Source organism: Dolomitihabitans soli, from assembly GCF_022213955.1.
GTDB classification, from domain to species: domain Bacteria; phylum Actinomycetota; class Actinomycetes; order Streptosporangiales; family Streptosporangiaceae; genus Streptosporangium_A; species Streptosporangium_A soli.
In genome coordinates, this window is record NZ_JAKNTW010000025.1 from 13,637 (window position 1) to 33,612 (window position 19,976).

The 19,976-nt window shown below is 71.3% G+C and carries 16 protein-coding genes and 2 riboswitches; of the genes, 6 read left to right on the forward strand and 10 right to left on the reverse strand.

Annotation, left to right across the window (positions count from 1 at the left end):
• The first annotated feature begins 164 nt into the window (after positions 1-164).
• The 3 genes from MBA17_RS50930 to MBA17_RS36245 are packed head-to-tail and all read left to right on the forward strand — an operon-like array spanning position 165 to position 5,117.
• The gene (locus MBA17_RS50930; protein WP_475395193.1) at positions 165-3,257 is read left to right on the forward strand and encodes a 2,3-dihydro-2,3-dihydroxybenzoate dehydrogenase; all 3,093 of its coding nucleotides are present in this window, start codon (positions 165-167) and stop codon (positions 3,255-3,257) included.
• A gap of 35 nt (positions 3,258-3,292) precedes the next feature.
• Positions 3,293-4,438 (forward strand): isochorismate synthase, encoded by a 1,146-nt coding sequence (locus MBA17_RS36240; RefSeq protein WP_238502017.1) that lies wholly within the window; start codon positions 3,293-3,295, stop codon positions 4,436-4,438.
• Positions 4,439-4,475: 37 nt separating this feature from the next.
• Positions 4,476-5,117: an isochorismatase family protein gene (locus tag MBA17_RS36245; RefSeq protein ID WP_238502018.1), complete on the forward strand. Its 642-nt coding sequence runs from the start codon at positions 4,476-4,478 to the stop codon at positions 5,115-5,117.
• Between the two features lie 21 nt (positions 5,118-5,138).
• Here MBA17_RS36245 and MBA17_RS36250 read toward each other — a convergent pair whose 3' ends face one another.
• From MBA17_RS36250 to ligA, 4 genes are all read right to left on the reverse strand, one after another.
• Complete coding sequence (locus MBA17_RS36250; RefSeq protein ID WP_238502019.1) at positions 5,139-5,510, reverse strand: VOC family protein; 372 nt, start codon at positions 5,508-5,510, stop codon at positions 5,139-5,141.
• A 249-nt stretch (positions 5,511-5,759) separates the two neighbouring features.
• On the reverse strand, positions 5,760-6,377 hold the full coding sequence (locus MBA17_RS36255; protein ID WP_238502020.1) for an FMN reductase: 618 nt from the start codon (positions 6,375-6,377) through the stop codon (positions 5,760-5,762).
• A gap of 18 nt (positions 6,378-6,395) precedes the next feature.
• Entirely contained in the window at positions 6,396-7,490 is a 1,095-nt protein-coding gene (locus MBA17_RS36260; RefSeq protein WP_238502021.1) for an LLM class flavin-dependent oxidoreductase, read from the reverse strand.
• Positions 7,491-7,623: 133 nt separating this feature from the next.
• Positions 7,624-9,702: an NAD-dependent DNA ligase LigA gene (gene ligA, locus MBA17_RS36265; RefSeq protein ID WP_238502022.1), complete on the reverse strand. Its 2,079-nt coding sequence runs from the start codon at positions 9,700-9,702 to the stop codon at positions 7,624-7,626.
• Between the two features lie 394 nt (positions 9,703-10,096).
• Positions 10,097-10,246, forward strand: a riboswitch (cyclic di-AMP (ydaO/yuaA leader).
• 13 nt (positions 10,247-10,259) lie between these two features.
• Here ligA and MBA17_RS36270 point away from each other — a divergent pair.
• Positions 10,260-10,892, forward strand: a complete 633-nt coding sequence (locus MBA17_RS36270; RefSeq protein ID WP_238502023.1) for a CHAP domain-containing protein — start codon at positions 10,260-10,262, stop codon at positions 10,890-10,892.
• A gap of 88 nt (positions 10,893-10,980) precedes the next feature.
• Here the strand turns inward: MBA17_RS36270 and MBA17_RS36275 are convergent, their stop codons facing one another.
• A complete protein-coding gene (locus tag MBA17_RS36275; RefSeq protein ID WP_238502024.1) occupies positions 10,981-12,015 on the reverse strand; it encodes a Gfo/Idh/MocA family protein in 1,035 nt (344 codons plus the stop codon).
• 7 nt (positions 12,016-12,022) lie between these two features.
• Positions 12,023-12,748, reverse strand: a complete 726-nt coding sequence (locus MBA17_RS36280) for a ThuA domain-containing protein (protein WP_238502025.1) — start codon at positions 12,746-12,748, stop codon at positions 12,023-12,025.
• Positions 12,749-12,886: 138 nt separating this feature from the next.
• A riboswitch (TPP riboswitch) is annotated at positions 12,887-12,998 on the forward strand.
• A 2-nt stretch (positions 12,999-13,000) separates the two neighbouring features.
• Between MBA17_RS36280 and thiC the strand changes: the two genes are divergently transcribed.
• Positions 13,001-14,629 (forward strand): phosphomethylpyrimidine synthase ThiC, encoded by a 1,629-nt coding sequence (gene thiC, locus MBA17_RS36285; protein ID WP_238502122.1) that lies wholly within the window; start codon positions 13,001-13,003, stop codon positions 14,627-14,629.
• Between the two features lie 230 nt (positions 14,630-14,859).
• Here the strand turns inward: thiC and MBA17_RS49860 are convergent, their stop codons facing one another.
• The gene (locus MBA17_RS49860; RefSeq protein WP_274386503.1) at positions 14,860-16,185 is read right to left on the reverse strand and encodes an alpha-lytic protease prodomain-containing protein; all 1,326 of its coding nucleotides are present in this window, start codon (positions 16,183-16,185) and stop codon (positions 14,860-14,862) included.
• Positions 16,186-16,424: 239 nt separating this feature from the next.
• On the opposite strand from MBA17_RS49860, the gene MBA17_RS36295 reads away from it, so the two are divergent.
• A complete protein-coding gene (locus tag MBA17_RS36295) occupies positions 16,425-17,282 on the forward strand; it encodes a dioxygenase family protein (protein ID WP_455432923.1) in 858 nt (285 codons plus the stop codon).
• A 220-nt stretch (positions 17,283-17,502) separates the two neighbouring features.
• Here the strand turns inward: MBA17_RS36295 and MBA17_RS36300 are convergent, their stop codons facing one another.
• The 3 genes from MBA17_RS36300 to MBA17_RS36310 form a co-directional block, all read right to left on the reverse strand.
• Complete coding sequence (locus MBA17_RS36300; protein WP_238502026.1) at positions 17,503-17,925, reverse strand: DUF6157 family protein; 423 nt, start codon at positions 17,923-17,925, stop codon at positions 17,503-17,505.
• 91 nt (positions 17,926-18,016) lie between these two features.
• The gene (locus MBA17_RS36305) at positions 18,017-18,907 is read right to left on the reverse strand and encodes an LLM class flavin-dependent oxidoreductase (RefSeq protein ID WP_238502027.1); all 891 of its coding nucleotides are present in this window, start codon (positions 18,905-18,907) and stop codon (positions 18,017-18,019) included.
• A complete protein-coding gene (locus MBA17_RS36310; protein ID WP_238502028.1) occupies positions 18,904-19,851 on the reverse strand; it encodes a zinc-binding dehydrogenase in 948 nt (315 codons plus the stop codon). Before MBA17_RS36310 ends, MBA17_RS36305 begins: the two co-directional genes overlap by 4 nt.
• Positions 19,852-19,976: the final 125 nt, after the last annotated feature.

Sequence of the window (19,976 nt, forward strand, 5' to 3'; positions counted from 1 at the left end):
CCGATCTCAGGTAACGGAAACTTGCCAGCCGGTTCGGTGGGGTCTTCCGCGACGGCAAGTCGCACGTGTCCTGGGTGGTCCGACGCGTTATCAGGAAGTTCCGTTCACACGATTCCGGCGACATTCGGATTCGGTATGCGGACATTGACCCTGGAGCTTCGCCGATGGCCGTGACAACTGTGGAACGAACCGGGCCGGGACTCAGCCGGCCACGTCTGATGATGGTGGCGTGTGCCGGAGTGCACGCCGTGTCGATGGCCGACATGATCGCCGCCACTCTTTGCATCCCGCTCATCGGCGCGGACGCCGTCGGGAACGGTATCCCGCTGGCCGACGTGCAGTGGGTGGGCACCGCCTCCCTGGTGCCGTTCGCGGCGCTGCTGGCCGTCTCCGGGCGGCTGGCCGACATGGTGGGCCGTCGCCGGCTGCTGGTGGCCGGGCTGGCGTTGTTCACCGCGTGCGCCGTACTCGCGGTGCTCGCGCCGTCCTGGCCGGTGCTGCTGCTGGCCAGGGTGGGCCAGGGCGTCGGCGCGGCGGCGATGGTCCCCGCCTCGCTCGGGCTGCTGCTCAGCGAACTGCCCGCGCGGTGGCGCGGCGTCTCGGTCGCGGTCTGGAGCGCCGGGGCGGGCCTCGGCGGCGTCGCCACCCACGTGGGCGGCGGCTGGCTGGCCCAGACGTACGGCTGGCACGCGCTGTTCGCGCCCAGCGTGGTCGTCGGCCTGGCACTGCTGCTGACCACGATCTGGATCCCCCGGTCACGGACGGTCCGCGGGCAGTTGCCCGACGGCTGGGGGGTGGCGATGCTCGCCGCCGGGATGGCCGTGCTCGTCCTGGCCATCTCCAAGAGCTCGACCTGGGGATGGCGGTCGCCGTGGCTGGCCGCCTGCGCCGGAGTCGGGCTGGTGCTGCTGGTCGGCACGGCCATGCGGTCCTGGCATCACCCGGCGCCCGTCATGGAGCGGGGCCTGTGGCGGCGGCCCGGATTCGCCTACGGGTGGACGCTCTCGCTGCTGCACGGGCTGACCACCTTCCCCATCCTGGCCATCGTGCCGCTGTACCTGCGGGACTTCGGCTTCGACACCATGCGGGTGGGGCTGCTGCTGGTGCCGCTCTCCGGCGGGGTGGCGGTGGCCAGCGTGCTGGCCGGGGTGGCCGGGCGCCGCTGGGGGTTCGACTGGGTGATCTACGGCGGCGCGGTGGCGGTGGGCGTCGCGTGCCTGGCGGCGATCTGGGAGGGGAGACCCACGACGACCGGGCTGGTCGCGCTGGGCCTGGCCGGGCTGGGCCTGGGCGCGCTGAGCACGGGAGCCACCTCGGTCGGGACCCTGGGGACCGAGCCGTCACAGCACGCGGCGGCGGCCGGGGCGACGATGACCGCGCGGCTGGCCGGTGGCGCCGTGGGAGTGGCCGCGGCGGCCATCGTGGTCGATCAGCCCTTCCTCGGCGGGCCGATCGCCGGATACGCGTCGGTCTTCGCCGCGTGCATCGTCGTGGTGGCCGGGGCCGGGGCGCTCGCCCTGATGCGGATCAGCATGTCCACCGCCTCCCCGAGGCCGGCCCGGTCCCCGCGGCACGCCGCTCCGGCACGTACGGCGAGGCCGTCCCGTGCCGCCCGGCCGGCCCGCGCGATCATGCCCGCCCGGACGTACGTCCCCGCGCGGCCGGCGTTGCCCGGCCGGGTGGCCATGTCGATGCCGCTCGCCGCGCCGGTGCCGTTGCCCGAGCTGATGCCGCCGGCCCGGCCCGCCGCGCCGCTCGCGCTGCCCGCGCCCGTCCCGTTGTCCGAACCGATCCTGCTACCCGCCCCGATGCCCTGGGCCGCGCCGATGCTCCCCGCCGCCCCGGACCCGCCACGGACCCCGAAGCCCCGGACGGCCGCCGGACAGCCGCTCCCCGCTCCCGAATCGACCTCAGCTTCCGAACCGACCTCAGTTTCCGAATCGACCTCAGCTCCCGAATCGACCTCAGCTCCCGAACCAACCCCCGCTCCCACCCTGGAACCCACCGTCACGGGACCGGCTGCCGGTGGGGGACCCGCTACCGAGGTGAGCCCGGCCACGGGTCCCACGGGCGTGGGGCCCGTGGCCGAGCCGGAACCCGCGACGGACTGGATTCCCACCACCGGGTGGCTGCCGGCGCGCGAGCCGGAACCCTCGACCGGCTGGGTTCCGGCGCCCATCGGGCTGCCGGCCGGTGCACCGGAACCCGCGACGCAGCCCATCCCCGCCATGGAGCCGGACCAGGCAGCGAGCCAGGCGGCAGTACAGGAAGCAGTGCAGGAAGCAGTGCAGGAAGCAGGCCAGGAAGCAGGCCAGGTCCATGCGGACGGGCCGGACACGGCCGAGCGGGCGCGGGTGACCGAGCCCGTGCCATCGGGGCCGTCGGGGTCGCCGCCGCCGCCCGGCGCCGGTATCCCGATCCCGGCGATCCCCTCCGACTCCACCTGGGAGCGAACCATGAACGCCATCGGCGCGACAGGTCACGGCCGAGATTCGGGCATCAGAGGCCGGATCGCGGTGGTCAGCGGAGCGGCCCAGGGGATCGGCGCGGCGGTCTGCGCCGTGCTGGCCGAGGCGGGGGCCAAGATCGCGGCTCTCGACGTGCGGGGTGACCCCCTGCTGGAGGTCACGCACAGCACACCGGGAGCCCAGGCGTACGTGACCGACGTGCGCGACGGGATCGCCGTACGGGACACGATCGCCAGGATCGAGCGGGAGATCGGCCCGATCGACATCTGCGTCAACGTCGCCGGGATCCTGCGCACGGGACCGGTCACCTCCATGTCGGAGGAGGACTGGCGGGACACGTTCGCGGTCAACGCGGAAGGGGTGTTCCACCTCTCCCGCGCCGTCGCCCGGCGGATGGCGTCCCGCCACCGCGGAACGATCATCACGGTGGCGTCCAACGCGGCGGGGGTGCCGCGGATGGGAATGGCCGCCTACGCCGCCTCGAAGGCGGCAGCCGTGATGTTCACCAGATGCCTCGGCCTGGAGCTCGCGCCGTACGGCATCCGCTGCAACGTCGTCTCGCCCGGATCCACCGACACCGACATGCTCAGGAAGCTGTCGGGCGGGTTCGGCGACACCGACGCCGTGATCAACGGCGTCCCCGAACAATACCGAGTCGGTATACCTCTGGGCCGTATCGCCAGCCCGCTCGACGTCGCCGACGCGGTGGCGTTCCTCGCCTCCGACCGTGCCCGCCACATCACCATGCACAACCTCTACGTCGACGGAGGCGCCACCTTGTGCGCCTGACCCCCCTCCCACCCCCACTCACCGGGAGAAGCCCAATGTCCGTGCGACCTGTTCCCCTTCCCGCCGTGTGGACCGAGCAAAGCAAGGGCCTGCTGAGCCGGTACGACGTAGGCCGCTCCGTGCTGTTCACCTCACCCCGCCACACCCTGCTGACCAGCGGGGTGCGGGGGATCGTGACAGGAGACCTCGCGACGTTACCGGAGCGGGTGCCCGCCGCCCTGGCAGGCGGGGGCGGCATCGCCGCCGGCGCGATCGCGTTCGACGGCACCGCCCGCCTCACGGTGCCGGCCACCGTCGACTGGTCGGGGCCGCCGACCAGGATCAGGGCCCGCACCCGCGCCAGGCCCTCGGGATGGCGGATGCAGTGCGTGCCCGACCCGGAGGCGTACCGCGAAGGCGTACGGCGGGCCCTGCGGCGCATCGACGAGGGCTCGCTGGCCAAGGTGGTGCTGGCCCGGTCGGTGGAGCTGTTCACCGACGGGGTCATCGACGTCCGTGAGTTCCTGGCCTATCTGATCGGCCGCGCGCACCACTCGTTCGCGGTGCCGCTGGGCGACCGCACGCTCATCGGGGCGAGCCCGGAGCTGCTGGTCTCGCGGCGCGGCCGCACGGTCGCAGCCAACCCGCTGGCGGGCTCGACCGCCCGTTCCCCCCTTCCGCACGTCGACCGGCAGCGGGCCCTGGACCTGCTCGCCTCCGCCAAGGACCGGCACGAGCACCGGCTCGTCGTGGACGCCGTGGCCGACGCGCTCCGGCCGTACTGCGCGCGGCTGCAGGTGCCCCGCGAACCCGAGCTCATCTCCACCACCACCATGTGGCACCTGTCCACCAAGGTGAGCGGGCGGTTGCGCGACCCGGACACCTCGTCCCTCACCCTGGCCGCGGCGCTGCACCCCACGCCGGCGGTGTGCGGCACCCCCACCGAGGAGGCGAGGTCCGCGATCCGCGACCTCGAACCGTTCGACCGGGGCTTCTACACCGGGATGGTCGGCTGGAGCGATGCCTCGGGCGACGGGGAGTGGGCGGTCGCCATCCGCTGCGCCGAGGTCTTCCCCGACGCGGTCCGGCTCTTCGCGGGCGCGGGCATCGTCGTCGGTTCCGATCCCGACTCCGAGCTCGCGGAGACCTCCGCCAAGTTCCACACCTTGATGCAGGCCCTCGGCATCACCACTGACGTCTGAAGCTTTTCGAGATCACTGTGAAAGGACACCATCCGCCATGGCCATCGCCCCGATCTCGCCCTATCCCATGCCGGACAGACTGCCGGAGAACCGTGTGCACTGGCGGCCGGACCCCCGGCGTACCGTGCTGCTCATCCACGACATGCAGAACTACTTCCTGAACGCCTTCGCGCCCGGCAGGTCGCCGCTGGCCGAACTCATGTCGAACGTGCTCGCCCTCCGCGAGTGCTGCGCCGACCTCGGCATCCAGGTCTTCTACTCGGCCCAGCCCGGCGCGCAGTCGCGCAATGAGCGTGGCCTCCAGCAGGACTTCTGGGGTCCGGGCATCGGCCCGGACCCGGTCGAGGCGCAGATCGCCAGCGTGCTGACCCCGCGGGCCGGTGACGTGCTGGTGACCAAGTGGCGCTACAGCGCCTTCCAGCGCACCAGCCTCGCCGACCGGCTCGGCGAGCGGGACCAGATCATCATCTGCGGGATCTACGCGCACATCGGGGTGCTGATGACCGCCACCGAGGCGTTCATGCGCGACGTGCAGCCGTTCGTGGTCGCCGACGCGGTGGCCGACTTCTCGCTCGACCACCACCGGATGGCGCTGACCTACGCGTCGCAGCGGTGCGCCGTCACGGTCCGCACCCAGGCGATCATTCGTGCCCTGAAGCAGGAGGTGGCCCGCATCTGAGCCTCAGGGGCCGCGGCCCGGTCACGCGTAGGGCTGGGTGATGACCTCCATGTTGTGCCCGTCGGGGTCGTCGAAGTAGACGCCACGCCCGCCGAACAGGTGGTTGATCTCACCCGGCTTGTTGTGACCGGGGTCGGCCCAGTAGTCGAGCCCTTGAACGCGGATCCGGTCGAAGATCGTGTCGAACTCGGGTTCGGTGACGATGAAGCAGTAGTGGTTCGGCCGTACTTCCTGCACGTCCATGTAGTCGAGGGTGACGCCGTTGGCGGTCTCGACGGGGACGAACGGCCCCCACTGCGCGCCGGCCGTAAGGCCCAGGATGTCGGCCAGGAACTTCGCCGACGTCTCCTTGTCCCTGCTGGGCACGATCGTGTGGTTCAGGTCGACGGACATCAGGTCCTCCTCGTGACGACGCTTCCCCGTCCAGGGCATCACCCCGGCCGGTGCGCTGTTGAGCGTGCCCGCCGGTGTGGTGCCCGTATTGGATCAACACGCCGTGGCACCCCGGCATTCCGGGCACGTCTGCCGTCGCGGCCGGTGATGCCGCGTCGCGTCAGGGATGCCGCGTCGCGTCAGGGATGCCGTGTCGCGTCAGGGACGCAGTGCCGTCAGGGACGCAGTGCCGTCAGGGACGCAGTGCCGTCAGGGACGCAGGGCCGCGAGCTGCTGCTCGAACGGTACGACGGTGTCGCTCCGCCCGGCCGCCGCCGGCCGGTGCGACATCAGGCCGGCCAGCTCACCCGAGGCGCGGGCGATCCGGGTGGCGAGGTCGCCGGTGGCCGCGTCGCCGGCCGTGCCCCAGTCTTCGGACGCCGCGTAGACGGCGGTGGGCACGACGATCGCGCGCAGGTAGGCGAACAGCGGGCGGAGGGCGTGTTCGAGGGCGAGCGAGTGCCGGGCCGTGCCGCCGGTCGCCGCGACGAGCACGGGTTTCCCGTCGAGCGCGGAGTTGTCGATCACGTCGAAGAACGACTTGAACAACCCGCTGTAGGAGGCGGTGAAGATGGGCGTGACGGCGATCAGGCCGTCGGCCCGCCGTACCGCTTCGAGCGCGTCGCGCAGCCGCGCGCCCGGGAACCCGGTCACCAGGTTGTTGGCGATGTCGACGGCGAGGTCGCGCAACTCCACCACCTGGGTCTCGACCGTCCGCTCTCCGGCGAGGGAGCGGACGGCGCCCTCCGCCAGCCGGTCGGCCAGCAGCCGCGTGGTGGAGGGTTTGCCGAGGCCGGCCGTGACGACCACGAGGTTCATGGGCTTCATCGGGTTCTCCATCGGTGGCTAGGACGACGCGGGGACGGGCCGTGCGGCGGCGGCGAGCAGGGCCTCGTGGGTGGGGCCGTCGGGCACCGCCGCCGGCCTGCCGGCGGCGAACTCCCTGCGAAGGACCGGCACGACCTCCGCACCGAGGATGTCGAGCTGCTCCAGCACGGTCTTCAGGGGCAGCCCGGCGTGATCCATCAGGAACAGCTGACGCTGGTAGTCGCCGAAGGAGTCACGGAAGGTCAGGGTCTTGTCGATGACCTCCTGCGGGCTGCCGACCGTGAGCGGGGTCTGCTCGGTGAACTCCTCCAGCGACGGGCCGTGGCCGTACACCGGCGCGTTGTCGAAGTAGGGGCGGAACTCGCGCACGGCGTCCTGTGACCTCGCGCGCATGAACACCTGCCCGCCGAGCCCGACGACGGCCTGCTCGGGGGTGCCGTGACCGTAATGGGCGAAGCGCTCCCGATAGAGCCCGACGAGCTGGATGAAGTGTTCCTTGGGCCAGAAGATGTTGTTGGCGAAGAACCCGTCACCGTAGTAGGCCGCCTGTTCGGCGATCTCCGGGCTGCGGATCGACCCGTGCCAGACGAAGGGCGGCACGCCGTCGAGCGGGCGGGGCGTCGCGGTGAAGGACTGCAGAGGGGTACGGAAGCGGCCCTCCCAGTCGACGACGTCCTCCCGCCACAGGCGGTGCAGCAGCGCGTAGTTCTCGATGGCCAGCGGGATGCCCTGGCGGATGTCCTTGCCGAACCAGGGGTACACCGGCCCGGTGTTGCCGCGGCCCAGCATCAGGTCCACCCGGCCGTCCGCCAGGTGCTGGAGCATCGCGAAGTCCTCGGCGATCTTGACCGGGTCGCCGGTGGTGATCAGGGTGGTGGCCGTGGAGAGGATCAGCCGCTCGGTCCGCGCCGCGATGTGGCCGAGCATGGTCGTCGGCGACGACGGCACGAAGGGCGGGTTGTGGTGCTCGCCGGTCGCGAAGACGTCGAGACCGACCTCCTCGGCCTTGAGCGCGATGGCGACCATCGCCTTGATCCGCTCGTGTTCACTCGGCATCCTGCCCGTCACGGGGTCCATGGTGACGTCCCCCACGGTGAAGATCCCGAACTGCATCGTGCTCACCATCCTTCGTTGAACATTCAACCGCCATAAGCGTGGTGGTGAGCGGCCTTATTCCTGAACGCGGCCAACGGTCGAATCCCGCCTCCGGCCACAGGGCGTGACGACCTCGTGCACCCAGCCCTGATCAGATGAACGGGCCGATCAGGCCGGCGAACTCCTCCGGGCCGACGACCCGCACGCCCAGGCTCTCGGCCTTGGTCCGCTTGGAGCCCGCCTTCTCTCCGGCCACCAGCAGCGACGTCTTCGCCGACACGCTGGAGGACGCCTTGCCTCCGGCGCGCTCGATCAGCTCGTTCATCTGGTTGCGGGTAAGCGCCGCCAGCTCGCCGCTCATGGCGCCGGTCACCACGACGGACATCCCGGCCAGCGGCAGCTCGGACGTGTCACTCGCCTCCGCTTCGGCGCCGGGATCGGCGGGCGGCGTCCAGCCCGGCTCGGTCATGGCGACCCCGGCCTTGACCAGCTTGTCGATGAGGCCGGCGAGCTCGACCAGCTCCGCCACCACCACCGGCGCCTTCTCCGGGCCGATACCCTCCACCGCCTGGATCGCCTCGGCGTCGGCCGCGCGGATGGCGTCCATGCTGCCGAAGTGCCTGGCGATGCGGCGGCTCATGGATCGGCCGGTGCCGCGGACGCCCAGCGCGCAGAACACCCTGCTGAGCGGCTGCGCCTTGGCCCGCTCGATGGCGGCCAGCAGGTTGTCGGTGCTGGTCTCGCCCATCCGTTCCAGGTCCAGCACCTGCTCGCGGGCCAGGAAGAACAGATCGGCGAAATCGGTGATCAATCCGGCGTCCAGCAGTTGCTGGATACGGCTCTCGGCCAGGCCCTCGATGTCGAGCTGGTCGCGGCCGGCGGCGTAGCCGATGGAGGCGATCGCCCGGCAGGCGCGCCCGCGTACACACCGCCACCGCTCCTGGGAGGCGTCGATCGCGTCGCCGCAGGACGGGCAGACCTGCGGGACCTCGATCGGCTGCTCATCACCGGTGCGCAGGTGCACGACCGGAGCCTCGACCCGGGGAATCACGTCGCCGGCTTTGTAGACGACCACGCTGTCGCCCAGCATCAACCCCCGGCGGCGGATGTCGGCGGCGTTGTGCAGGGTGGCGTAGGTGACGACGCTGCCGTCGAGCTCGACCGGCTCCAGCACCGCGCGGGGGGCGATGATGCCGGTGCGGCCGGTGTTCCACTCCACGCCGATCAGCTTGGTGATCTTCTCGGTGGCGGGCAGCTTGTAGGCGATCGCCCAGCGCGGCGCCCGGGAGCTGAACCCCGCCTCGGCCTGGTCGGCCGCCAGGTCGCACTTGATCACGATGCCGTCGATGCCGAACGCCAGCTCGGCACGGGCCGCGGCGATCTCCCCGACGCGCTCCTGCACCCGCTCCAGCGTGTCGGCCACGATGCCGGCGACGGGCGTGGCGACCGTGGTCTGCACGCCCTGCCCGGCCACCCAGCCCATGATCTCGCTGTGCGGCAGCTCCCGCAGGCGTACGGCCAGCTCGGAGTCGTCGCCGGGCGGCGGCAGGACACCGTAACCGAAGAACGTCAGCTCGCACACGTAGGGCCGGTCCTGCGCCCGCAACGTGCCCGCCGCCGCACTGCGCGGATTGGCGAACGTCGTGCCGTCATGCGCCTGCCGCTTGGCACAGGCCTCCTCGAACTGCGAGGCGGTCATCATGACCTCGCCGCGCAGCTCCACCGTGACCGCGTCGGCCAGCCGGGCGGGCAGGCCGACGATGGTGCCGACGGCATGCGAGACGTCCTCGCCCGCGGTGCCGTCGCCACGCGTGACCAGTTGCGCCAGGCGGCCGTTCCGGTAGCGGGCCGAGATCGCCAGCCCGTCGAGCTTGGGCTCCACGCTCCACACCGTGACGGGCCTGCCGAGCCTGCGCTCCAGCCCGGCCGCCCAGTCGGCGAGCTGCTCGGCGCCGAACACGTTGTCGAGGCTGAGCATCGGCACGGTGTGCGGCACATCGCCCACCACGGCCCCGCCGGCCACCTTGCCCGTCGGCGATAACGGGAGCACCGCCTCGGGATGTGCCTCCTCGTACGCCTGGATGCCGCGGACCAGCCGGTCGTAGGCGTCGTCGTCGAGCGTCGAGGTGCCGTCGGCGTAGTAGGCGGCGGCGGAATCCACGGCAAGCTGGACGGCTTCGGCGTAGGCCGTGTCGTCGGCCAGAACGGTGCTGGGGGGCGTGTCGGTCATAGACCTATCCTGCCTGGTGCCACCGACAATTCGGGCCTCACGAACCGGGCCTGAGCCGCCGTGCGAGCCGCGCGGCCCTCGGCATCGGCGACCTGGAGACGAAGAAGGAGAAAGCCGTGGGACTGGGGGTGCGGATTACGACTCCCGAGGAATTCGCCGAACTGGTCCGGGACCATCTCCGAACGCCTGTCCCGGGTCGGTAAAGGTAAAGTTTGCGGTCCTGAAGCCCTGCCCCGTAAGGGGTTTAGTAGTCAGGCCGTGAATCCCTCTTGCACTGTTCCAGGGTCAGCGCATACTTTCATGGGAGTCAACGGGCATAACCTTGACGCAAAGTGCGTTCTAGTTGCCTGATACTGCCGAGACCGCGCCTCACCTGCATGGACATGTGTCTGCAGGGACGCGGCCGCCGAATCCGCACTCTCGCGGAACCGGGGACCCACAGCACCTCTGGGGTGAATCGGGCGCCGATTTCTGATGGCGCTCCGTAGGGCACTTCCACGCCCGAACCCGACAGCTAACCCGGTAGGCGGAATGGAAGCAAGGAGTTGAACCCCCGCATGAAGCACTTCCCCCGTACCATCATGTCCGCGGCCGGCGCCGCCGTTGTCGCAGGCGCCGTTCTCGCGGGCGGTCCCGTCCTCGCCGCCGACAACCCCATGGAGGGCAGGGCAGGCGTCACCACACAGAACCTCACCCAGGGTTCGGCCGCCGCGGTGTTGCGGGTGGCCGAGCAGCAGGTGGGCGTGAAGGAGAACGCCAGCGGTGGCGGCACCCCCTTCCACTCCTGGTACATGAGCTCGCAGCGCGCCAAGGAGACCACCGCCCGCGACGGCGGCAGCGTGACCTCGTACGCCAACGCGCCCTGGTGCGCCATGTTCGTCTCCTGGGTGGGCGAGAAGGCCGGAGTCCGGTCCAGCGTCGGCTGGGACGCCTACACGGTGACCTACGCCAATTGGTTCAAGACCAACCAGCGCTGGGGCACCGACGCCAAGCCTGGCGCCGTGGTGTTCTACGACTGGGGCGGCGCCAAGGACATCAGCGCCATCGACCACGTCGGCCTGGTGAAGAAGGACAACGGAGACGGAACCATCTCCACGATCGAAGGCAACACCGGCAACGGCAAGGTGGAGCATCGGGTCCGCCCGAAGTCCGACGTCGTCGGCTACGGCTACCCGCAGTACAAGGCCTGACGGACTCGCAGACCGCCCGCACCCGCTTGAGGGGTGCGGGCGGTTTCGCGTTGTACCGGCATGGCGGCGCGGGCCCGATCCGAGCGGGTCAGACCGGTACGGCGACCCTGGTCCCCGCGCGGGCCGAGTCCAGCGCCGCCGTCACCATCGCGAGGCTGCGGAGGTTGTCGTGGCACTCGCCCTGCGGCGGCCGGCCGGTGCGCAGGCCGGTCACGAACTCCTCCAGTTGCTCGGCCAGCCCCTGGAACCTGGTCCTGCCCGGGAACGGGTCGGGCCCCACTTCGTACGTCTCCAGCGTCTCGCCCTTGGCCGGGTCCACCGACACGGTGGCGTCGCCGTCCCAGCGGGCGGCCCCCCGGGTGCCCGTCGCCTGCCAGCGGCCGGTCCACGAGGTGGGGAACCCGGGGGCCGACCAGCTGCCGGTGAAGGTGTAGCGAACGCCGCCGGTCATCTCGAATGCCGCCGTGGCGGAGCAGTTCCCCGGGTACCAGGTCCAGGGCGGCTGGAACGACTCGCAGTAGACCGAGACGGGATCGGTGCCGGAGACGGCCCGCGCGGCGTCGAACAGGTGGATGGCCATGTCCTGGATCAGCGGATGCTCCAGGGTGTCCAGGAAAGGCGCGCCGCGGTACGGGATGGAGAACTCCGAGGACACCATGCCGAGCGGCCCGAGCCCGGCGACGGTACGCCGGTAGGCGGCCAGACCGGGCAGGTGACGGCGGTTCTGGCTGACCGCGAACAGCCGCTGAGCGTGGTCCGCCGCCGCGACCATGGACTTGGCCTCGGCGAAGGTGACCGCCATCGGCTTCTCACTGATCACCGAGACGCCTCGTTCGAGCGCGGCCACGGTCACCTCGTGGTGCGCGGCGGGGACGGTGCAGTTGACGATGAAGTCGGGCTCCGCACCCTCGAGGAGGCCGGTGGCCGAGGAGCTGACGGGCAGGTCGTCGAGCCCGAGGGAGTCGGCGGCCTCGCGGGCCCGGCTCTCCTCGACGTCGGCCCAGCCCACGAGGCGGGTGCCGGGGTGCAGGAGGAGTTCGGGGGCCCACTGGCCGCCGATGAATCCCGCTCCGACGATGACGCCGCGCAGCGGCCGGTCATCGGGGATGGTGCTGAAGGTCATGCGGCTCCTACCACTGGATGGGGGTGTGCGCGTTGTGCGGCGGCTCGGCCGGGGTGGAGGCGGACCCGGCCCATCGGACGGCGTTGGCCAGGATCCGGCGGATCTCCGGCTGGTGGTAGACGGGATAGGCCTGGTCCCCGGGGCTGAAGTAGAACACCCGGCCGTGCCCGCGCCGGTAGCAGCAGCCGCTGCGGAACACCTCGCCGCCCGCGAAGGAGCTGATGAAGACCAGCTCGTCGGGCGCGGGGATGCCGAACGGCTCGCCGTACGTCTCCTGGGCGTCGATGACCAGTGGGCGGGGGACGCCGGCGGCGATCGGGTGGGCGGGGTCGACGGGCCAGACCAGTTCGCGCTCGGCCGCGTCCCGCCAGTTGACCGTGCAGCTGGTGCCCATCAGGGATCTGAAGATCTTGGAGTAGTGCCCGGAGTGCAGGACGAGCAGGCCCATCCCGGCCAGCACGCGCAGCCGTACCCGTTCCACGATCTCGTCGGCCACGTCGTCGTGCGCGGCGTGGCCCCACCAGGTCAGCACGTCCGTCTCCGCGAGGACCTGCTCCGTCAGGCCGTGCTCGGGCTGCTGCAGGGTGGCCGTGCGCACGCGGGCCCCGTCGCCGAGGTGCTCGGCCAGCCCGGCCGCGATCGCGCCGTGCATGCCGTCGGGGTAGCGCCGCCGTACGTCCTCCTCACGTTGCTCGTGGACGTTCTCGCCCCAGACGGTGACGTTGATGCTCACCCGTGTGCCTCCTTGTGCAGGGCCGGTCTCCTGATCCTTTGTCGCCGCTTTAAGGGGAATTCAACCCATTTACCGGAAACGGGATCACCTTGCCGCGAGGGGTTGCGTGCGAGGGGTGGGGGTGGGTTAACGTCGGAGGCGACAGTACGCGGGAGCCCGGCCGACCGGGCTGAGAGGGCGACACGACGGGTCGCCGACCGCCGGAACCTGACCGGGTAATGCCGGCGTAGGGAGTTGTCGATCGCTGTGACGATCTCAGACGATGTTGTGCTGCCCGCAAGAAAGAAGTACCTGACCGGCTCGCGCCCCGATATCCGGGTGCCCGTTCGCGAAATCCCCCTGACCAGTGGCGACGCCGTCGTCCTCTACGACACCTCGGGGCCGTACACCGACCCCGGTCACCTCACCGACCTGGCGGCCGGGCTGCCCCCGCTGCGCGCCGGCTGGATCGAGGAGGCCCGGCGCCTGGGCCATCGCACGCAACGGGGCCATGCGCGGCACGGCGCCATCACGCCGGAGATGGAGTTCGTCGCGCTGCGCGAGGGCGTTCCGCCGGAGTTCGTCAGGGACGAACTGGCCGCGGGCCGGGCCGTACTGCCCGCCAACGTCAACCATCCGGAGACCGAGCCGATGATCATCGGCAGGAACTTCCTGGTGAAGATCAACGCCAATCTCGGCAACTCGGCCGTCTCCTCCTCGATCGAGGAGGAGGTCGACAAGATGCGCTGGGCCACCCGGTGGGGCGCCGACACGATCATGGACCTGTCCACCGGCAGGCGCATCTCCGAGACGCGGGAGTGGATCCTGCGGAACTCCCCGGTCCCCGTCGGCACCGTGCCCATCTACCAGGCGCTGGAGAAGGTCGACGGCCGGCCGGAGAACCTGAGCTGGGAGGTCTACCGGGACACCGTGATCGAGCAGTGCGAGCAGGGTGTCGACTACATGACCGTGCACGCGGGCGTACGGCTCGCCTACGTGCCGCTGACCGCCCGGCGCAAGACCGGCATCGTCTCCAGAGGCGGATCGATCATGGCGGCCTGGTGTCTCGCGCACCACGAGGAGAGCTTCCTCTACACGCGGTTCGCCGAGCTGTGCGAGATCCTCGCCGCCTACGACGTGACGTTCTCGCTGGGGGACGGCCTGCGCCCCGGATCGATCGCCGACGCCAACGACGAGGCCCAGTTCGCCGAACTGCGCACCCTCGGGGAGTTGACGGCCGTCGCCGCCGAACACGACTGCCAGGTCATGGTCGAAGGGCCGGGCCACGTGCCGATGCACAAGATCGAGGAGAACGTACGGCTCCAGCAGGAGTTGTGCGCCGAGGCGCCCTTCTACACGCTCGGGCCGCTGACCACCGACATCGCGCCGGGCTACGACCACATCACCTCGGCGATCGGCGCCGCGATGATCGGCTGGTACGGCACGGCCATGCTCTGCTACGTCACCCCCAAGGAGCACCTCGGCCTGCCCGACCGGGACGACGTGAAGGCCGGCGTCATCGCCTACAAGATCGCCGCTCACGCCGCCGACCTGGCCAAGGGGCATCCCGGGGCCCAGGCGTGGGACGACGCCCTGTCCGACGCGCGCTTCGAGTTCCGTTGGGAGGACCAGTTCAACCTCGCGCTCGACCCGGACACCGCCCGTTCCTTCCACGACGAGACCCTGCCCGCGGCCCCGGCCAAGACCGCGCACTTCTGCTCGATGTGCGGTCCGCACTTCTGCGCCATGAAGATCACGCAGGATGTGCGGCGTTACGCCGACTCCCACGGACTCTCGGCTGCGGAGGCGCTCACCGCGGGCCTCAAGGAGAAGTCCGAGGAGTTCACCCGTGAGGGAGGCCGGATCTACCTCCCCGTCGAGCCCGTCGACTCGGCGAACTGACCGGGTTCCCGCGCCGGTCCGGACGGCGGGGCGGGGCCGCCCTCGAACCCGAGATCCCCGGCCCCGCCTGACCTGGGGTGAGCCGGCTGAGCGCGAAGCCGACCTCGCTCGCCTCGACGATGCCGAGGACGAAGGAGTGAAGGTTCGACCCCCCAGGTGGCCTGAGGCATGGGTCCGCCGATGCTCCGCGTGGCAGGCGCGGGGCATCGGCGGACCGGCGCGGGGAAAGGTCAGAGGCGCTGCCAGAGCGCGGGGACGTTCGGGGGTTCCCAGCCCGTCTGGGCGGTGTGGCCCTGGAGGCACCGGTAGGCGGCGCCGCCGTAGGTCACCTGGGCGCCCGTGGCGTAGGAGGTGTTCGCGGACCAGGTGCCCCCCGGCACGGTCGTGGTCGGGGTGGGCGTGGGGTCGGGACCGCCGCCGGCTCCCGCGAGGGCGAGGCCGTACGCGGAGAGGATCTCGTTGACCGGCTGGTGGTAGGTCGTGCCGCCGGAGGAGCAGTTGCCGGAGCCGCCCGAGGTGACGCCCTGGGCCTGACCGCCGGAGAAGTAGGAACCGCCGGAGTCGCCCGGCTCGGCGCAGACGGTGGTGCGGGTGACACCCGTGATGGTGCCCTCGGGGTAGGTCACGCTGGTGTTGTGCTGGCTGATGGTCCCGCAGCGGTACTGCGTGGTGGAGCCGGAGCGGCAGATGGAGGCGCCGACGACCTGCTGCTGCGAGCCGGTGATCGGGATGATGCCCGCGCTGTAGGCGTTGACGACGCCGCGCGGGGTCCACTGCGCGTTGACCTCGACCCACGCGTAGTCGTTGCCGGGGAAGGACGAGCCGCGGAAGGTGCCCTGCGCGACCTGGTTGTTGCCCTGGGTGGCGGTGCCGACCCTGCCGCAGTGACCGGCGGTCACGAAGCCGCCCTGGGAGCCGGCCTTGGTCACGGAGAACCCGACCGAGCAGCGGCCGCCCATGTAGTACGCGTCGCCGCCGCGGACGTCGTAGAGCGGCCGCGGACTCTCGTTCGACTTCTGTACGGTGACCAGGGCCCGGTCCACGCCACTCGCGGCGATCAGTGTCCGGGCCCTGGCCGGGTCGGCCGCCCGCACGACGACGCTGTTGCTCCGCACGTCGACGAACCAGGTCGGCACGGCCGTGGTCGCGTCGGCCAGGTGCCGGTCGAGCCGGGCCTTGGCGGCGTCGAGGGTGGCGAGGGAGTGCTTCACCAGCTTGGCCTCCGCCCCCGTCTGCCGGATGACGGGAACCCGCGCGGCGTCGCTGGTCGCGACCACGAGTGTGGAGGTGGGACCGGTGACCCAGGTGCCGGCGTAGGCGGCGCCGAGCCGTCCGCTCAGGATCGGTTCGGTCAGGGCGGCGGTGTTCTCGTTGCGCAGGCGGATCTCGGCCTGTTCCGCGGTGATGCCGAGGTCGCGTTCCAGTGCGTCGATCAGCCCGGGGGCGGGGTCGCCGGCGGCGGGTTCCTCACCGGTCACGGCGAGGGCGATGGCCGGGACGGCCACCATCGTGAGAGTGAGCGCGAGGCCCACGGTCACGGCTTTCCTGCGGAGCATGTGATCTCTCCTCGTGTTTCGGGGGGTGCCGTCAAGCTAACGGCGAGAGCACGAGGAGTGGCCCTCCCAATTTTCCCCTATCGAAGTGTTATGAATACCAGTCAATCCCGGCGCCGACCACGGGGTATCTCTGTTTTCAAAGAAATGGCCATATCGCGGAATTATGGAAATTCGTAGGGTACTGACTTCTTGTTGCTCGGTGTCAGCTTGGGAACGCCCCCCCAGGCCAAGGAGGCCACATGAACGTCGAGAACACTCCGGAAGAGCACCCTCGGGAAGAGAGCGCCGAAACAGAACCGGGCAGCGGGGGAATCACCCGCAAAACGCTGCTGAAAGCCGCTCTGATCGCCGTCCCGATGCCGTTGCTGATCAGCCAGGTGCCCGCGCTGGCCAGAAACGCGGCGGACTCCGGCGCTCTCCTCGAACCCACGCCGTTCTGCGACGACGGCGACTCACCGACGATCGCGCAGACCGAGGGCCCGTACTTCAAGCCCAACTCGCCGCGGCGCAGCGTGCTGACCGGAGCGGGCGTCGCCCTGACCGTCAGCGGATACGTGTTCAACCGCTCCTGCCAGCCGGTTCCCAACGCGCTGCTGGACTTCTGGCAGGCGGACACCAACGGCGCCTACGACAACATCGGCTACACCTTCCGCGGGCACCAGTTCACCGACGCCCAGGGCGCGTTCAAGCTCACCACGATCGTGCCCGGCCTCTACCCCGGCCGGACCAGGCACCTGCACGTCAAGGTCCAGGCCCCGAACCGGCCGGTGCTCACCACCCAGCTCTACTTCCCCGGTGAGCCGCGCAACAACACCGACACCATCTTCAACCCCTCCTTGCTCATGACGGTGCAGACGGTCGGCTCCCGCAGGGAGGCCACGTTCGACTTCGTGCTCAACTTCACCGGCACCCCGCCGCCGACCACTCCGCCGCCCAGCACTCCGCCTCCGGGCGGCGGCACCTGGCAGGCCGGGACGAGCTACCAGGGCGGCGCGCAGGTCACGTACGGCGGCGCGACCTACCGCTGCCTCCAGGGGCACACGGCCCAGGCCGGCTGGGAACCCCCGAACGTGCCCGCCCTCTGGCAGCGCCTCTGACCGCAGTCGGATGCGCCCCGCCAGCCGCGGGGCATCCAGGTCCCGTGCACGTGCCGCCACCGCAGCCCGTGCGGGGCGGCCGGGTCACGCGGGAACACCACGGTGGTACGGCGGGGCCCGGCCGTACCACTCCTGGTAGGTGGCGACGAGCCGTTCGCCGCCACCGGTTCCCCCTCGCGGATGTGGATGCGCAGTCGGCCTCGGTCACCACGATCCGCCCTCAGGCGCGGCTGGATCGCATCGCCTTCAGGACCTGCACGCCGGGCACCTCGCCACGCGTGATCCGCTTGTACTCGGCCGACTCCATCGGGCACAGCCGGACCCGTCCGGCCTCGTCGAAGAGCAGGCCCCAGCCGTACTTCTTCGGCAGCGGCGAGGCACGCAGGCACGCCTGGGGCCCGGCGAAGAATTGCCTCCGCAACTCCGCCCGCTCGGCCGCCGGCGGCTCCGGCGACTCCTGCCTCCTCAGCCAGCTCTCGAAGAGGACGTCTTCCTGGGTCAGGCCGCCGGGGTCGTCACCGATCAGCTCGAACTGCACCGTGGCGACCGTCTTCCGCCCGTTCCGCGACGGCGGCACCACTGCGGTGCTGACCTGGCAGTCGTCGGCTACGGCGATCAACGTGTCGCGATAGTTCACGTCCACGCGTCCATGATGCCCGATCTCGTGGCCGAGCCGCTCCCCGGCTGCCGGGAGGTCGTCCGTGCTGTCCGATCACGTCGGGCACGCCGCGGCGTCACCCGGGCGGCGCGTTCACCAGCCGGGCCGCCTCGGCGAGCAGTTCGCTCTGCCGGAACCGGTCCCCGCTGAACGGCATGCCGATGACGCGTCCCGCTCCGGCCGCCGCCAGTTCGGCGAGGCGCTCGGCGGCCCGCGCCGGACTCCCGGTGATCAACGCCTCCCTGGCCTGCGCCTCCGTCATGCCGTACTGGGTGAGCGAGCGGACCTGGGCGTCGATCGCGGACGCCGGGAGGTCGCCGAGGCCGATGCTCATGGAGACGGTCACCCCCGGCACGGGCCTGCCGTACCGCTCGGCGAGCTCCGCCAGCTCACGGATCCCCGCCGCGAGATAGGCGGGCGAGGAGAACGCCGGGTACCACTCGTCGCCGAACCGCGCGACGCGGCGCATCGTGGCCGGTCCGCTCCCGATCAGGACCGGCGGCATGGCCGCGCCCGGCGAGAGGGTGACCTCCTCGCCGTTCACCACGGCCGGTCGGCCCGCCACCAGGCCGGGCAGCACCTCCAGCGCCGCGTCGGTCAGCCTGCCCCGCGCCCCGTACGGCACGCCGACCGCCCGCCACGCGGCGTCACCGTGCACGCTGCCCCCCGAACCGACGCCGAGCAGCACCCGGCCGCCGGACAGGTGCTGGAGGGACGCCACCTGCTTGGCGGCCCAGGCGACCGGGCGCAGCGCCAGGATCATCACCCCGAAGCCGACCTTGATCCGTTCGGTGGCCGCGGCGGCGGTGGCGAGCACCAGCGTGCTGTCCAGGAAGGGGCGTACCGGGATCAGGTGGTCGCCGACCCACACCGACTCCAGCCCCGCCTCCTCCGCGTGCCGGGCGTGCGCGCCGGGGTCGCCCGCCCCCTCGACACCGACGGACGGCAGGTTGATCCCGACCTTCACCGGGTCACCTCCAGCAGGGTCTTGCCCACGGTGGCGCGAGACTGGATGGCCGCGTGCGCGTCGGCCGCGCGCTCCAGCGGGAACCGCTGGCCGATCACCGGCCGCAGCCGGCCCGCGGCGGCCTCGGCCAGCGCGCTCTCCGTGCGGTCACGAATCTCCTGCGGCGTCACCTTCGGCTGCCTCAGCGCCACCCCGCGCGCCGCCGCGGCCTCCTCGGAGACTCCCGCCCACTCGCCGGAGGCGAGCCCGAAGCTGAGCATCCTGCCGCCCTCGCCGAGCAGCTCGAACGCGGCTCGGCCGATGGGCCCGCCCACGCCGTCGAACACCACGTCCACCCGCCCGACGGCGTCCGCCCAGCCCGGCTCCAGGTAGTCGACCACCTCCTGCGCGCCCAGCTCGCGGGCCAGCTCGACCTTGCGCGTCCCACCGGCGGCCGCGACCACCTCGGCGCCGGCCGCCCGTGCCAGCTGGACCAGCAGCGAGCCCACCCCGCCCGCCGCCGCCTCGACCAGCACCCGTTCCCCGGCGGCCGGCTCGGCCGCCTTGACCAGCATCATCGCGGTACGCCCGTCGGCCAGCAGCGCCAGCGCGTCGTCGAGCGCCAGACCGCCGGGCACCTCGAAGAGCCCGGCCGCGTCTACCGCGGCCCGCTCGGCGTACCCACCGGAACCGCCCGTCGAGCTGATCACCCGCCTGCCGACCAGCCCTTCGTCCACCCCGGCGCCGACCGCGGCGACCACTCCGCCGACTCCGTTGCCCAGGATGAACGGCGGTTCGCCCGTGAACGGCCCGTTCCCCGTCGCCCGGAACTGCGTCTCCACGAAGGTGATGCCGGCGAACGCCACCTCGACCACAACCTGCCCCGGCCCTGCCACCGGATCCGGCGCGTCCCCCGCGACGAGCACCTCCGGCCCGCCGAACTCCCGCAACCACACCGCGCGCATCGTTTCCTCCCGGTCATCGTCTTCCGGGACAAGCCTGCAACCTCAATGGCGGTTGAGGTCAACCGGAACTCACCCGGCCCCGACCCTCGGATATGGCAGGTGGTCGAGACGTGTCCATGGTGAGG